Source organism: Stenotrophomonas sp. Steno-Z10-BAI (assembly GCF_056393115.1).
In genome coordinates, this window is sequence record NZ_JBWJOZ010000001.1 from 481,202 (window position 1) to 497,011 (window position 15,810).

Consider the following 15,810-nt stretch of genomic DNA (forward strand, 5'->3'; position numbering starts at 1 on the left):
GCCAGCCATGTCAAAGCCAGCCAAGAACACCCCCAACACCGCCCCGGACAACGCCCGCCCGCCGGGCATCAGCGACACCGCCACCCTGCGGGCCAAGGCCCGCAAGGACATCGAAGACGGCGCCATCACCGACAGTTACAGCGCCGACCGCGAAGCGGTGATCAAGCTGCTCAACGATGCGCTCGCCACCGAGTACGTGTGCGTGCTGCGCTACTACCGCCATTACTTCATGGCCAAGGGCATGCTCGCCGATTCGATCAAGGCCGAGTTCCTGGAACACGCACAGCAGGAACAGGCGCACGCCGGCAAGCTGGCCGAACGCATCGTGCAGCTTGGAGGCGAGCCGGATCTCAACCCGGATACGCTCACTGCGCGCTCGCATGCCGAGTACAAGGAAGGCAGCGACCTGCGCGACATGGTCCGCGAGAACCTGATCGCCGAGCGCATCGCGATCGACAGCTACCGCGAGATGATCAACTTCGTGGGCGACAGGGACACCACGACCAAGCGCATCCTCGAAGAGATCCTGGCGCAGGAAGAAGAACACGCCGACGAATTCGCCGACCTGCTGGACGGCTGGATCGGGGAGTAATGTTGGACGGCAGTGCCGGCCCGTGGCCGGCACTGCCAGACCCTGCGCACCGCATGATCAGCGCAGGATCCGGAACCGCACCTGCGTCCAGGCACCGTCAGCAGCGAGCGCGGTCAACGTGTGCTCACCCACCTCATCAAAATCGCGCTGGAACAGTCGCGCCCCTTCGGTGCGGGCAATCCAGCGGTCATCCAGCAACCAATCCACCGTTGATTCGTTGCCCAGTGCACGCAGCTGCAGGCGCACGCCGTGCTCGGCATTCGGTGCGCGTGCGAGGGTGGCGCGGTCGTTGAGCCCCTCGATATGCAGGGTGCCGCCACTCTCGCGGCCGTCGGCGCTGCAGTCCGGGGACAACGCAGGCAACTGCGAGGCCTGGCGCTGGGCCTGTGGCAACCACGGCGACAACAGCGCTGGCCAGCGCGCGATCTCACGCGGCTCCGCCGCATGCGGCCGGCTGCACTCCGGCGACAGCCGCAGCCCCGTGCGCGCATCCACCTGGAAACGCTGCAGCCCCGGCTGCCACAGCCGCGCCTCGCGTTCGGCGAAGGTCGGCGGCACTACCCCGTCCAGCACGAAGGCCGGCATCCGGCGTTGGCACAGGGGCGCTGCGGTCTGCTCTACCAAGCCGCCGGTCGGCCAGCAGATCTCGGCCTGCGCCACGCTCGCCGGCATCGGCGCCGCACTGGCATCGCCGGCCTGGCGCGGCAGACTGTCGATCACTTCGAACATCAGCGGCAGGGCGGTCACCGCACCGTATTGGCCGGGCAGCGGCGTGCCATCCGGGCGCCCCACCCACACGCCTACCGTGTAATGGCGCGTCGTGCCGATCGCCCAGGCATCGCGGTAGCCGTAACTGGTGCCGGTCTTCCAGGCCACACGTGGGCGGCCGGTGACATCCAAGGTGCCGGTGCCGTAGCCCGGGCGTGGATTGGACTCGAGTACCTCGCGGGTGATCCACGCCGCACCGGGGGACATCAGACGCCGCTCGATCACCGCATCCTCGGCGGTGTAACGCACCCGCCCGGCGATGCCGTTACGGTTGAACGCGGCGAAGGTGCCGACCAGATCCTCCAGCCGCGCACCGGTGCCGCCGAGAATCAGCGAGAGATTGGGCGCACTGCCATGCGGAAAGCGCAGGTTGATGCCGGCATGCGACAGGCGTGCGGCGAAACGCGCCGAGCCGACCCGATCCAGCAGGTCCACCGCCGGCACGTTGAGCGACAACCGCAGGGCCGTGGCGGCACTGACCGGCCCATTGAATGCCGCATCGAAGTTGCCCGGCCGGTAGCCACCGAAGCTCTGCGGCGCATCCACCATCAGGCTTTCCGAATGGATCAGGCCATCATCCAGCGCCATGCCATACAGGAACGGCTTGAGCGTGGAACCCGGTGAGCGCCACGCCTGCACCATGTCCACATGGCCGAGCCGCTGCTTGTCGCCGAACGCCACCGAACCGACGTAGGCGCGTGCCTCCAGCGTGCGGTTGTCCACCACCAGCAATGCCGCCGAGGTGCGCTCGGGCAGCTGCGAAAAGTAGGACGACACACGCTCTTCCAGCGTGCGCTGCAGGCCGATATCCAGCGTGCTTTCGATCCGCGCCGCCCGCGGCTGTGCCGAGCGCAGCCGCTGGGCGAGCAGCGCCGCATGCAGCGGGGGCTGCAGCGCGCGGGTGACCACCGGCTCGATGCGCGCATCGTCGACCTCCTCGCGTGACCACACACCGAGTGACACCATCCGCTCGAGCACCTTGTCGCGCGCCCGCTGTGCCGCCTCCGGGTGGCGATCCGGGCGCAACCGGCTGGGCGACTGCGGCAGCACCGCCAGCAACGCCGCCTCGGCATGCGACAACTGCGAGGCCGGCTTGCCCAGATAGGCCCAGCTCGCCGCCTCCACGCCTTCGATGGTGCCGCCATAGGGCGCGCGTTCCAGATACAGCGCCAGGATCTGCGCCTTGCTCAGGTGCAGTTCCAGCTGCACCGCGCGCAGCAGCTGCTTGGCTTTGCCCCACGGCGTGCGCGTATGCGGATCGAGGATCCGCGCCACCTGCATGGTCAGCGTTGAACCGCCGGAGACGATCCGCTGCGCGAACAGCCATTGCTTGCCGGCGCGCAGCAGGCCCCACGGGTTGATGCCGGGATGCCGCCAGAACCAGCGGTCTTCGTAGTTCAGCAGGGCCTGCAGATACAGCGGCGAGACGCTGTCGGCCGAGGCCGGGTAGCGCCACACCCCGTCGGCATCGGCGAAGGCGCGCAGTGGCGTGCCATCGCGCGCCACCACCAGGGTGCTGGTGTCGCGCTGCCTGGGCAGCGGTGGCGGGAACGCGAGGTCCAGCGCCAGCAGCAACGCGAGCACCGCGGCCGTGCCCCATCGCAGGTACGGCAGCACGCCGCGCAGCACCGACGCCCACCACCGCTTGGAGAAAAGAGACGTCATGTCGATTCAGCAGCAAGGCAGGCGGGCCGTCACCGGGACGGCCCGCCCTGCGATCAGGGCTGCACCACGGTCAGCGACGCCGGGAGGCTGCGCCCCACCCCGCGCAGGTCGGGACGGTACATGTCCTCCACCAGCGGCGGCGGCACGCGATACGTACCCGGCGTGACCGCACGCACCAGATAGAACACCTTGGCAGTGCTGCCACGCGAGAGTTTCAGCGCGGCCACGTAGCGGTCGTCGCGGAACTCCTCGTGCTTGATGTTGGCCGCATCGCCACGATCGTTGACGCTCAACCCGTCGACCACCACATCGGCCCACTGCTTGGCATCGCCGAGGTTGAAGTTCTCGATCTCCAGCCCGGCCGGCAGCAGATCGGTCAGCAGCGCATCGGGCATGTCCACGTTCGGGGTGACGCTGACCCGCACGATCAGGGCCTCGCCTTCCTTCAGCGGACGCGGCGTCCACGGCTTGCCATCAGTGGTGTACCAGCTGCGCTCCACGCCGAGCGTTCGGCTGTCCGGTTCCGGCGGGTTGCGCGGAATGCCGGCCACTTCCAGGCTGGCGAACATCGGCGGCTCCCCCTGCGGGGTGAAGCGCACACCCTTGGCCAGCGCGGCGTAGTCGAAGCTGCGGCCGAACATGCGCCGTGCCGGGATGCTCTCGCTCTCGCCACCCACCACCAGTTCGCCGGAGACCAGTTTCTTCTGGTTGGCCGACAACGCCTTGCCCATGCGGGCCAGCGCCACCTGCTCCTGGGTGCTCAGCCACATCCAGCCACTGTTGCGGCGGGCATCCAGCGCGCGGCCGAGATCGACCGCGCGTGCATCGTAGGCGGGCTTGGACAACTTGCGCTCGTGCAGCAGCGCGATCATCAGCGCGTCGTCGCGCACCGCGCTGCCGTAATCGCCGAAGTACGCCGGCCGGTCACTGCCTGTCTTGGCGAAGCCGGCGGCAATGGCCGCATCGCCGCGCTTGTGATCGCCCTGCAGGGACAGTGCGATGCCCAGGTGCACCAGCGACAGGCCGGTCAGCGACTTGCTGCGCTCGTTGTCGTACAGCGCACGCAGGGTACCCAGTGGCGCGCGGTTGACGCGCGCCAGCACGTAGCCCGAATAGGCCTGGTTGGCGAACTTCAGGTTCTCGCGGCGGTCCTCGCCATAGAACTGGTTGCCGCCGGAGAGCAGATCTTCGCTCAGACGGTTCAGCGCCTTCTGCAGCACGTTGTCCGGTACCGCGAAGCCGGCGTCCTTGGCGTCGAGCAGGAACTCGGCGATGTACGGCGTCAGCCACGGATTGATGTAGCCGTCGTCGCCCCACATCGAGAAGTTGCCGTTGGCCACCTGCATCGAGGCCAGGCGGCCGAAGGCACCTTCCATGCGCTCGCGGCGGGTCTTGGCATCCAGCCCGTCCGCACCGAGCATGGCCGAGGTCGCCTCATCCAGCATCAGCGCGGCGTAGCCCTTGCTGGTGGTCTGCTCGGCGCAGCCATACGGATAGTTGAGTGCACCGTTCAAGGCACTGGCGAACGGAATCGGCGGCAGCGCGCTGACCAGCATGCGTGCGGTCACCGAGTCGTTCATCAGGCCATCGGCCAGGCCGGCTTCCATCGTGACGGCGGCCAGCGGATCCAGCGTGCGGGTCTGCGCGCGCAGCACCTGCGGCCACGCCGCGCGCACCGGCAGGTCATAGCGGCGATCAACCTTGAAGCCGTTGCCATCCACGCGCACGCGCACCTTGGCCACGGTATAGCCCTCGCGCGCGGTCAGCGGGAAGCTCAGCGTGCTCTTCGCATCGGCGTTGAGCTTGAGCGTGCGGCTGGATTCGCCCAGGGTCAGCGGGCCGATGCCATCCACCTGCACCTTGAACTCGCCCGGCGTGCCGGTGAAGTTCTGCACGTCCAGGGTGACTGTACTGGTATCCCCGGGCGCCATCACGCGCGGCATGCTGGCTTCGGCCAGGATCGGCGCGCGCACCACGGTTTCCACGTCGCGCTTGCCGTACTGGTCGTCGGCATAGACCAATGCCGACACGCGCAGCGTGCCGTTGAAATCCGGCACCTTCAGCGCGATCCGCGCGATGCCCTTGGCATCGAGCTTCACCGGGCCGGAGAACAGGTCCACCGTCTGCACCCGCGCGGTCGGGCGCTTGGCCTGCGGCATCGCCGCCAGCGCCATGTCGCCACCGAACTTCAGCTTGCCGCTGCTGCCGTCGAAGCTCTCGATCACGCGGCTGTAGATGTCATACGCATCCACACCCAGGCGACGCTGCGCGAAGAAGTGCGCGGCGGCATCGGGCACCGGGAAGCGGGTGATGTTGAGGATGCCCACATCCACGGCCGAGACGGTCACATGCGCGACCTTGCCGGCCAGCTGCGGGGCACTCACGGTGACCGGCAGCGTCTGCTCCGGGCGCATCTGCTTGGGGGCCACCAGGCCGACGGCGATCTGCCGCGCCTTGCGGTCCATCGGCACATGCACCACGCCGACCGCACGGGCCGGGGTGATCTTGCTCGGGGCACTGCCGCCACGGAACACCAGCGCGGTGATGTAGACGTCGTGACGTTCCCATTCGGCGGTGACCGGAATGTCGTAGGTGCTGCCCGGCTTGGCGTCGATATCCTGGACGTAGAGCATCTTGTCGCTCTCGACCATCAGCACACCCTTGCCGGCATGCGGCGGGGTCACGGTGACGCGCACCGTGTCGCCGGCCTTGTAGCCGGTCTTGTCCAATGCCAGCTTGACCTTGTCCGGGCGCGCATCCAGGCCGCGGTTGTCGTCGTTCCAGCTCCAGCCAGCATTGAAGGGATAGCGGCTGGTCAGCCCGGTGGCCGGATCGAACACGTCCAGCCGGTACTCGCCCCACTCCACCGGGAAATCAACGCCGACCGCCGCACTGCCGGCATCGACGGTGCGGGTGTCCTTGTTCTCGAAGCGGCGGGTGAAGTCGTAATCCCAGCGGTTGTCGTTGAAGGTCCAGTGGTAATCGCGCAGCTCGCGCACCAGCGTGACCTTCAGGCCCTTGGCCGGCTGCGGCTTGCCCGCCGCGTCCACGCGCATCAGTTCGAAGCGCGCGTTGCTGTTGGCATCCGCGCCGTCCTTGGGATCGAACAGCGGGCGCACACCGACCAGCGCCGCGGCCGGCCACATCACCCGCTTCAGCGTGCGGGTCACGGTGCGGCCACCGGTTTCATACACGCTGCCGGAGAGCACCACGGCGATCGGTGCGGTTGGCTTGACCTCGGCCGGCAGCTCCACGTCCTGGCGAAGTTTGCCGTCGGCCGGGAACTCGGTATCGATGACGTCGCGCGCCTCGCGCGGCAGCGCGGTGGTCGGGTCGCCGAAGAAGTAGCCCGGCAGCGACTCGACCGGCGACTGCTCAGCCGCTACGGCCAATCGCGCGGTGAAGCGGTTGCCGTCCGCCGGCGCACCGTACAGATACGCCGCATCGGCCTGCAGCTTGAGCGGCTCGCCCGGCTTGAGCGTCTTCTGCGCGCTGTCCAGGTCCAGCTTCATGCGCTCGGGCAGGAACTCCTCGATGCGCAGGGTCATGCCCTGGATCGCTTCTTTGCTGGCCGGGTTGGTGCGGAACTCCACCTGCCAGCGCCCGGTCGGGGCCTCGGCCGGGATCAGTTGCTCGAAGCTGAAGTAGCCCTGCTCGCCGGGGGTCAGGCGGGTCTCGCGGAAGGTCTTGCCGTCCGGCTGCTTCAGGCGCAGGAAGACGGGCTGTGGCTTCACCGGCTTGCCGTCGTTGTCGCGCAGCAGGGCCGAGATGCGCACGGTCTCGCCGGGGCGGTACAGGTCGCGACCCGACCAGGTGAACACGTCGAACCAGGCGTTGTCGCGGCCGGCCACGGCGAACTCGCTCAGGTCCAGCGCGGGCTGGTTGAACGGCAGCATCGAGGTATCGCCGCCACTGCTGGCGATCAGCACATGGCTGGCATCGAGGGTGTAATTGAGCAGCGCATTGCCGTTGCCGTCGGTCGCCCCCTTGAGCACCACCTCACCCTTGCCATCCAGGATGCGCAGCTCGATCTTCTTCAGCGACGCCCCGCTCTGCAGCGAGGCGGTGTGCACGAACAGCGTGTCCTTGTAGGCACGCGTATGCAGGCCGATGTCGCTGACGGTGAAGAAGGCAGTGTCGTACTCGCCTTCGAACGAGCCGCTGCGTTTCATCACCGCGAAATACAGACCGGGCTGCTGCAGCTCCTTGATGTCCTGCGTGGGCAGGTAGGTGAGCACGCGCTCGTTCTGCTTGCCGCCGATCACGAAGCGGTTGACGTACACCGGCTCGGCCAGCTGCGACATCGGCGTCTTGTCGCCGTACTCGCTCTCCAGCTCCCAGCTGCCGCGGCGGCCACCGCGCTGGTACTGGCTGAAGAAGGCAGGCAGTTCCTTCTCGCGCACGCGCAGGAACTCCACGTCCACCTCCGGCACGTTGACCGACACCACCGGCAGGCCACGGCTGTCCTTGGCCGGCAGCACGCTGCCCTGGGAGGCGAACCCGGCCACCGGCTTGAGCTCGCCGGTGAAGACCTTCTGGCGCAGCTCCTTGCCGATCCGGCTGCCATCGGCGGCGAGCAGGTCGGGCGAGACGATCAGCGAATATTCCTTGGCCGCCTCCACGAACGGATAGCGCAGGGTCTTGCCGTCATCGGACAGCGACCAGCTGCTGTCCTCGGTGCCGACCTTCTCGGCAAAGCGGACCAGCGCGTCGAAATCCTGGGTGCCGACCAGCGGGCGCGAGAACTCCAGCGCCAGCGACAGGCCATCGCTCTTCTGATCCGGGTAGGCCCGGACCAGGGTGAACTCGGTGACGGCCTCGGCCTTGGCCGCGATCGGTGCGCCGGATGGGGCGGGCAGCTGGCCGCTGTCGTTGCGCTTGCAGCCCCCGACGCCGATGGCCAGGCCGGCGACCAGCGCCAGGCCCGCGATTCCCTTCCAGCTCCACTGCCCGAACCGACTGCGGCTAGCCATGACGTCACTCCTTGAACAAGGCGGCCAGTATACGGGCCGTCCCCGCTCGTTCGCGGGCGACCCCGGGCGATCCGGGCGTCATGGGTGGCCGGCAGGGCCACCGCCAAGGACAGCCGACCAACGGTCGGCTCTACCCGGCGACGTAGAGGTCCACGTACTCATGCACCGGCATCGCTTCCAGCGCGACCGGGTCCAGCGAGGCCTCGAGGATCCGGCGCTGCTGCACGGTCGGGAACACCCCGGCCAGGTGACGGCGGAACTTGTCCTCCAGCAGCGGGATGCCCTCGGCCCGGCGCCGGGCGTGGCCCAGCGGGTACTCCACCACGGCCTCCATCGTGCTGCCATCGGCGAAGGTCACGTGCAGTGCGTTGGCGATGCTGCGCTTGTCCGGGTCCAGGTAGTCGGCCGTGAACTGCGGCGCTTCCACGCAGGTGATCTTCGCCCGCAGCGGATCGATGCGCGGATCGGCCGCCACGTCATCCTCGTAGTCCTCGGCAACCAGCCGGCCGAAGATCAGGCCGATCGCCACCATGTACTGCACGCAGTGGTCACGGTCGGCCGGGTTATGCAGCGGACCGGGTTTGTCGATGATGCGCAGGCAGGCCTGCTGGGTGCGCAGGGTGATCTGCGCGATGTCTTCGCTGCGTCTGCCGCTGGCGCGCATCTGCGCATGCACCTGCATCGCCGCTTCGACCGCGGTCTGGCCATGGAACTCGGCCGGATAGCTGATCTTGAACAGCACGTTCTCCATCACGTAGCTGCCGTACGGCCGCTGGAAGCGGAACGGCTGCCCGCCGAAGGAGACATCGTAGAAGCCCCAGGTCGGCGCGGTCAGCGCGCTGGGGTAACCCATCTCGCCGGCCGCGGCCATCAGCGACAGGCGCACCGCACGGCTGGTGGCATCGCCCGCTGCCCAGCTCTTGCGCGAGCCGGTGTTGGGTGCGTGCCGGTAAGTACGCAGTGACTGGCCGTCCACCCAGGCCAGCGAAAGCGCGTTGAGCATGCGCTCGCGGTCCAGCCCGAGCATGTGCGACACCACCGCGGTGGAGGCGACCTTGACCAGCACCACGTGGTCCAATCCAACCCGGTTGAACGCATTCTCCAGCGCCAGGCAGCCCTGGATTTCATGCGCCTTGACCATCGCCTCCAGCACATCGCGCATGGTCAGCGGTGCCCGCCGCAGCGCCTCGGCATTGCGGCTGAGCCAATCGGCGGTGGCGAGGATGCCACCGAGGTTATCGGACGGATGCCCCCACTCCGCCGCCAGCCAGGTGTCGTTGAAATCCAGCCAGCGGATCATCGCGCCGATGTTGAACGCGCCCTGCACCGGATCAAGCTCGAACCGGGTGCCGGGCACCCGCGCGCCGTTGATCACCTGCATGCCGGGCACCAGCGGCCCGAGCAGCTTGCTGCAGGCCGGGAACGAAAGCGCCGCCAACCCGCAGCCCAGCGTATCGATCAGGCAGTGCCGCGCGGTGGTGTACGCCAGCGGCGAGCTGACCTGGTAATCGCGGACGTAATCGACGATGTCGGTCAGGACCGTGTCCCATGCGGGGCGCTGGTTGCTGTGGCTGTCATGACCGGACATTGCGATTCTCCTGTTGGGACTTACACAGTGGTGGCAGGCACCCGTACCGCACCGTCCATCAATACGCGGGCACTGCGGCTCATGATGGCCTTGGTGACCGTCCACTGACCGTCAACGAGCGCCGCCTGCGCGCCCACCCGCAACGTGCCGGAGGGATGGCCGAAGCTCACCGATTCACGCTCGCCCCCCCCGGCGGCCAGGTTCACCAGCGTGCCCGGGATCGCCGCCGCGGTACCGATGGCGACCGCGGCGGTGCCCATCATCGCGTGGTGCAGCTTGCCCATGGACAGCGCGCGCGCATGCAGATCGATCTCGCCGGCGACGATCTGCCTGCCACTGGAGGACACATAGTCCTGCGCGGGGGCGACGAAGGCGACCTTGGGCGTGTGCTGGCGGGTCGCGGCCTGTTCAATGGTCTCGATCAGCCCCATGCGCACCGCGCCATGCGCGCGGATCGCTTCGAAACGCGCCAGGGCCGCCTTGTCCTCATTGATCGCCGGCTGCAGTTCGGTGCCGGTGTAACCCAGATCCGCGGCATTGAGGAAGATGGTCGGAATGCCGGCGGTGATCATCGTGACCTGGAAGCTGCCCACGCCGGGCACGTCGAGCGTGTCGACCAGGTTGCCGGTCGGGAACATCGCCCCGCCCTCGCCATCATCGGAGGGATCCAGGAACTCCAGCTGGATCTCCGCGGCCGGGAAGGTCACGCCATCCAGTTCAAAATCGCCGTCCTCCTGCACCTGGCCCTCCACGATCGGCACGTGCGCCAGGATGGTCTTGCCGATGTTGGCCTGCCAGATCCGCACGGTGCACAGGCCGTTGTGCGGAATCCGCGCCGGATCCATCAATCCGTTGCTGATCGCGAACGGTCCGACCGCGGTGCTGAGGTTGCCGCAGTTGCCGCTCCAGTCGACGAACGCCGTCTCGATCGCCACCTGGCCGTACAGATAATCCACGTCGTGGTCCGGCACCGACGGCGCGGAGATGATCACGCACTTGCTGGTGCTGGAGGTCGCGCCGCCCATGCCATCGGTGTGCTTGGCATACGGATCAGGCGAGCCGATCACGCGCATCAGCAGCGCATCGCGCGCCGGGCCAGGCACCTGCGCGGCGGCAGGCAGATCGGTCAGCTTGAAGAACACCCCCTTGCTGGTACCACCACGCAGGTAGGTGGCCGGAATGCGGAGCTGGGGAAGAAACGCCATATCGAAGTCCTGATGGAACGACGGCCCGTTGCCGGGCCGTCGTGATGCGGGTGGGATCAGGCGACCTGCGCCGATTCCAGGAAGTCCTGGGCGAACCGCTGCAGCACGCCACCGGCCTCGTAGATCGAGACCTCTTCGGCGGTATCCAGCCGGCAGGTGACCGGCACCCGCAGCTGTTCACCATTGCGGCGATGGATGACCAGGGTCAGCTCGGCACGCGGCACACGCTCGCCGAGCACGTCGAAGGTTTCGGTGCCATCGATGCCCAGGGTCTTGCGGTTGACACCTTCCTTGAACTCCAGTGGCAGCACGCCCATGCCGATCAGATTGGTGCGATGGATGCGCTCGAAGCCTTCGGCGGCAATGGCTTCCACGCCGGCCAGGCGCACGCCCTTGGCGGCCCAGTCACGCGAGCTGCCCTGGCCGTAGTCGGCACCGGCGATGATGATCAGCGGCTGCTTGCGGCCCATGTAGGTTTCGATCGCTTCCCACATGCGGGTGACCTGGCCTTCCGGCTCCACGCGCGCCAGCGAGCCCTGCGTGACCTGGCCATCGACCACGGCCATTTCATTGATCAGCTTCGGGTTGGCAAACGTCGCGCGCTGCGCGGTGAGGTGGTCGCCACGATGGGTCGCGTAGGAATTGAAGTCTTCCTCGGGCAGGCCCATCTTGGCCAGGTACTCACCGGCCGCGCTGCTGGCCATGATCGCATTCGACGGCGACAGGTGATCGGTGGTGATGTTGTCGCCGAGCACGGCCAGCGGGCGCATGCCGGTCAGGCTGCGGGCACCGGCCAGCGCGCCTTCCCAGTACGGCGGGCGGCGGATGTAGGTGCTCTGCGGGCGCCAATCGTACAGCGGGCTGATCGGGGCGCCGTGCTCCACCTTGAAGGTGAACATCGGGTCGTAGACCTTGCGGAACTGTTCCGGCTTGACGCACGCCTTGACCACCGCGTCGATCTCGGCATCGCTCGGCCACAGATCCTTCAGCGTGATCGGGTTGCCGTCGGCGTCATGGCCGAGCGCATCCTTTTCGATATCGAAGCGCACCGTGCCGGCGATCGCATAGGCCACCACCAGCGGCGGCGAGGCCAGGAAGGCCTGCTTGGCGTACGGGTGGATGCGGCCGTCGAAGTTGCGGTTGCCCGAGAGCACGGCGGTGGCATACAGATCGCGATCGATCACTTCCTGCTGGATCTTCGGGTCCAGCGCGCCGCTCATCCCGTTACAGGTGGTGCAGGCAAACGCCACGATGCCAAAGCCCATCTGCTCCAGTTCGGTCAGCAGCCCGGCTTCTTCCAGATACAGCTGCACCGCCTTGGAACCGGGCGCCAGCGAGCTCTTCACCCACGGCTTGCGGGTCAGGCCGGCGCGGTTGGCGTTGCGCGCCAGCAATGCCGCGGAGATCACATTGCGCGGGTTGCTGGTGTTGGTGCAGCTGGTGATCGCGGCGATGATCACCGCGCCATCGGGCATCAGGCCATCGGCCTGTTCGAGCTTGCCCGAGGCCAGCTTGCCTTCATCGGCGATGCCGCGCGCCGCCAGATCGGTGGTCGCCACGCGCTTGTGCGGGTTGGACGGGCCGGCCATGTTGCGCACCACGGTGGACAGGTCGAACTGCAGCACGCGCTCGTACTGCGCGGTGACCAGATCGTCGGCCCACAGGCCGGTGGCCTTGGCGTAGGTTTCCACCAGCGCGACCTGCGCATCCTCGCGGCCGGTCAGGCGCAGGTAGTCCAGGGTCTGCTGGTCGATGTAGAACATCGCCGCGGTGGCGCCAAACTCCGGCGTCATGTTGGAAATGGTGGCGCGGTCACCGATGGTCAGCGCATTGGCACCCTCCCCGTAGAACTCGATCCACGCGCCGACCACGCGCTCCTTGCGCAGGAACTCGGTCAGCGCCAGCACCACGTCCGTGCAGGTGATGCCGGGCTGCGGGCGGCCGGTCAGCTCCACGCCGATGATGTCGGGCAGGCGCATCCAGGAGGCGCGGCCGAGCATCACGCTCTCCGCTTCCAGGCCACCCACGCCGATCGCGATCACGCCCAGCGCGTCCACATGCGGGGTATGGCTGTCGGTCCCCACGCAGGTATCCGGGAAGGCCACCCCATCGCGCACCTGCACGACCGGCGACATCTTCTCCAGGTTGATCTGGTGCATGATCCCGTTGCCCGGCGGAATCACGTCGACGTTCTTGAAGGCCTTCTTGGTCCAGTTGATGAAATGGAACCGGTCTTCATTGCGGCGGTCCTCGACGGCGCGGTTCTTCTCGAACGCGGCCTTGTCAAAGCCCGGGAATTCCACCGCCAGCGAGTGATCCACGATCAGCTGGGTCGGCACCACTGGATTGATCTGGGCCGGGTCACCGCCGGCATCGGCGATGGCATCACGCAGGCCAGCCAGATCGACCAGGGCGGTCTGGCCGAGAATGTCATGGCACACCACGCGGGCCGGGAACCACGGGAAATCCAGGTCCTGGCGGCGCTCGATCAGCTGGCGCAGCGAGGGCTCCAGCGTGGCCGGATCGCAGCGGCGCACCAGGTTTTCGGCCAGCACGCGCGAGGTATACGGCAGCGTGGCATAGGCACCGGGCTGGAGCGCGTCGATCGCGGCACGGGTATCGAAATAGTCCAGCGCGGTGCCGGGGAGATTCTTGCGGTACTGAGTATTCATGGCTGGCGATAGCTGCTTGTTGGCGGGCCGGGGCGTCGTGACACCGGCGAAGAAGGAGTAGCGACGCCGCAACGGAGCAGACCGGCATCGCGCCGGCCTGCTCCGCAATGCACCCGCGAACGGGTGCGGTACGTCTGTCTTACTTGCGCTGGTCGATCGGCACGAAGGCCTGGTCTTCCGGGCCGGTGTAGTTCGCGCTCGGGCGGATGATCTTGCCATCGATGCGCTGCTCGATGATGTGCGCGCTCCAACCGGAGGTGCGGGCGATCACGAACAACGGGGTGAACATCGCCGTCGGCACGCCCATCATGTGGTAGCTGACCGCGCTGAACCAATCCAGGTTCGGGAACATCTTCTTGATGTCCCACATCACCGACTCCAGACGCTCGGCGATGTCGTACATCTTGACGTTCTGCTGCTCGGCGGACAGGTCGCGCGCCACGTCCTTGATGATGCTGTTGCGCGGATCGCTGACGGTGTACACCGGGTGGCCGAAACCGATCACGACTTCCTTGCGCTCCACGCGGGCCTTGATGTCGGCCTCGGCATCGTCCGGACTGTCGTAGCGCTTCTGCACTTCGAAGGCCACTTCATTGGCGCCGCCGTGCTTGGGACCGCGCAGGGCGCCGATGCCGCCGGTGATCGCGCTGTACATGTCGCTGCCGGTACCGGCGATGACGCGGCAGGCGAAGGTCGAGGCGTTGAACTCGTGCTCGGCGTACAGGATCAGCGAGGTGTGCATCGCCTTGACCCACGAATCCTGCGGCTTCTCACCGTGCAGCAGGTGCAGGAAGTGGCCACCGATGGAGTCGTCGTCGGTCTCCACGTCGATCGCGCGGCCGTTGTGGCTCCAGTGATACCAGTACAGCAGCATCGAGCCCAGGCAGGCCATCAGCTTGTCGGCGATGTCGCGCGCGCCCGGATGATTGTGGTCGTCCTTCTCCGGCGACACGCAGCCGAGCACGGATACGCCGGTGCGCATCACGTCCATCGGGTGCGCCGACGGCGGCAGTTCTTCCAGCGCGGCCTTGACCGCGGCCGGGATGCCACGCAGCGACTTCAGCTTGGTCTTGTAGGCCACCAGCTCGGCGCGGGTCGGCAGCTTGCCGTGGACCAGCAGATGCGCGATTTCCTCGAACTCGCTGGTGTTGGCCAGATCGGCGATGTCATACCCGCGGTAGTGCAGGTCGTTGCCGCTGCGGCCGACGGTGCACAGCGCGGTGTTGCCGGCAGCGGTGCCCGACAGGGCGACGGATTTCTTCGGCTTGAAGCCGGGGGCGGTAGTGGTGTCGCTCATGATCCCTCCAGAAAACAGTGTGCGGTCTTACTTCTTGGCGGCGAACAACGCATCGAGCTGCTGCTCGAAGGCGTGGTAACCGATACGGTCGTACAGCTCTTCGCGCGTCTGCATCGCCTCCACCACATTACGCTGGTGGCCCTCGCGGCGGATGGTCTCATACACGTTCTCTGCCGCCTTGTTGGCCGCGCGGAACGCCGACAGCGGGAACAGCTGGATGGCGACGCCGGCCGAGGCCAGTTCATCGCGGCTGAACAGCGGGGTGGCGCCGAACTCGGTGATGTTGGCCAGCACCGGCACCTTCACCGCATCGACAAAGCGGCGGTAGGTCTCCAGATCGTAGGCGGCCTCGGCGAAGATGCCATCGGCACCGGCCTCGACGCAGGCGATGGCCCGTTCGATCGCCGCATCCACGCCATCGACCTGGATGGCATCGGTGCGCGCGATCAGGAAGAAGTCCGGATCGGTCTTGGCATCGGCGGCGGCCTTGACCCGGTCCACCATCTCACCCTGAGACACGATCTCCTTGCCCGGACGATGACCGCAGCGCTTGGCGCCGACCTGATCCTCGATGTGGCAGGCGGCCGCGCCGGCCTTGATCAGCGACTTGACCGTACGCGCGATATTGAACGCGCTCGGGCCGAACCCGGTGTCGATATCCACCATCAGCGGCAGGTCGCACACATCGGTGATGCGGCGCACATCGATCAGCACGTCTTCCAGCGTGTTGATGCCCAGGTCCGGCAGGCCCAGCGAGCCGGCCGCGACGCCGCCGCCGGAGAGGTAGATCGCCCGGTAGCCGGCGCGCTTGGCCAGCAGCGCGTGGTTGGCGTTGATCGCGCCGATCACCTGCAACGGCGATTCGGCGGCCAGTGCGGCGCGGAAACGGGCGCCAGCGGAGGAAACAGGGGTGCTCATGCGGCATTCCATCGTGGTTGACCTGTCGATAAGCGCAAGGGCCGTGCCAGGTGGCAAGTGTCTGATTTCATTGAGGCAGCGCGATGACCACAGTGTTTCACCTTGAACCATTGAAACATCTGTAACATGGAT

Annotated in this window: 8 protein-coding genes; 1 reads left to right on the forward strand and 7 read right to left on the reverse strand. The window is 67.3% G+C overall.

The genetic code is table 11. The features are described 5' to 3' along the window. Window positions 1-7: 7 nt before the first annotated feature. The gene (locus AC06E9_RS02370; protein WP_282262362.1) at window positions 8-592 is read left to right on the forward strand and encodes a ferritin-like domain-containing protein; all 585 of its coding nucleotides are present in this window, start codon (window positions 8-10) and stop codon (window positions 590-592) included. Window positions 593-649: 57 nt separating this feature from the next. Here the strand turns inward: AC06E9_RS02370 and pbpC are convergent, their stop codons facing one another. The 7 genes from pbpC to prpB form a co-directional block, all read right to left on the reverse strand. Next, the gene (pbpC, locus tag AC06E9_RS02375) at window positions 650-3,025 is read right to left on the reverse strand and encodes a penicillin-binding protein 1C (protein WP_478055411.1); all 2,376 of its coding nucleotides are present in this window, start codon (window positions 3,023-3,025) and stop codon (window positions 650-652) included. A gap of 53 nt (window positions 3,026-3,078) precedes the next feature. Beyond that, a complete protein-coding gene (locus AC06E9_RS02380; RefSeq protein WP_478055412.1) occupies window positions 3,079-7,998 on the reverse strand; it encodes an alpha-2-macroglobulin family protein in 4,920 nt (1,639 codons plus the stop codon). Between the two features lie 130 nt (window positions 7,999-8,128). Further along, window positions 8,129-9,586 carry a bifunctional 2-methylcitrate dehydratase/aconitate hydratase gene (locus tag AC06E9_RS02385; RefSeq protein ID WP_478049430.1) on the reverse strand — a complete coding sequence of 486 codons (1,458 nt, stop codon included), beginning with the start codon at window positions 9,584-9,586 and terminating at the stop codon, window positions 8,129-8,131. Between the two features lie 20 nt (window positions 9,587-9,606). Beyond that, the gene (gene prpF / locus AC06E9_RS02390; RefSeq protein WP_478055413.1) at window positions 9,607-10,791 is read right to left on the reverse strand and encodes a 2-methylaconitate cis-trans isomerase PrpF; all 1,185 of its coding nucleotides are present in this window, start codon (window positions 10,789-10,791) and stop codon (window positions 9,607-9,609) included. Window positions 10,792-10,847: 56 nt separating this feature from the next. Next, window positions 10,848-13,463 (reverse strand): Fe/S-dependent 2-methylisocitrate dehydratase AcnD, encoded by a 2,616-nt coding sequence (gene acnD, locus AC06E9_RS02395; RefSeq protein ID WP_478055414.1) that lies wholly within the window; start codon window positions 13,461-13,463, stop codon window positions 10,848-10,850. Between the two features lie 139 nt (window positions 13,464-13,602). Next, window positions 13,603-14,760: a bifunctional 2-methylcitrate synthase/citrate synthase gene (gene prpC, locus AC06E9_RS02400; RefSeq protein WP_088432970.1), complete on the reverse strand. Its 1,158-nt coding sequence runs from the start codon at window positions 14,758-14,760 to the stop codon at window positions 13,603-13,605. A gap of 27 nt (window positions 14,761-14,787) precedes the next feature. Then, window positions 14,788-15,678 carry a methylisocitrate lyase gene (gene prpB, locus AC06E9_RS02405; protein WP_123730476.1) on the reverse strand — a complete coding sequence of 297 codons (891 nt, stop codon included), beginning with the start codon at window positions 15,676-15,678 and terminating at the stop codon, window positions 14,788-14,790. Window positions 15,679-15,810: the final 132 nt, after the last annotated feature.

Coding starts and splice junctions, on each gene's coding strand:
- AC06E9_RS02370 (WP_282262362.1), top strand. CDS start 8: ATGTCAAAGCCAGCCAAGAACACCCCCAACACCGCCCCGGACAACGCC.
- pbpC (WP_478055411.1), bottom strand. CDS start 3,025: ATGACGTCTCTTTTCTCCAAGCGGTGGTGGGCGTCGGTGCTGCGCGGC.
- AC06E9_RS02380 (WP_478055412.1), bottom strand. CDS start 7,998: ATGGCTAGCCGCAGTCGGTTCGGGCAGTGGAGCTGGAAGGGAATCGCG.
- AC06E9_RS02385 (WP_478049430.1), bottom strand. CDS start 9,586: ATGTCCGGTCATGACAGCCACAGCAACCAGCGCCCCGCATGGGACACG.
- prpF (WP_478055413.1), bottom strand. CDS start 10,791: ATGGCGTTTCTTCCCCAGCTCCGCATTCCGGCCACCTACCTGCGTGGT.
- acnD (WP_478055414.1), bottom strand. CDS start 13,463: ATGAATACTCAGTACCGCAAGAATCTCCCCGGCACCGCGCTGGACTAT.
- prpC (WP_088432970.1), bottom strand. CDS start 14,760: ATGAGCGACACCACTACCGCCCCCGGCTTCAAGCCGAAGAAATCCGTC.
- prpB (WP_123730476.1), bottom strand. CDS start 15,678: ATGAGCACCCCTGTTTCCTCCGCTGGCGCCCGTTTCCGCGCCGCACTG.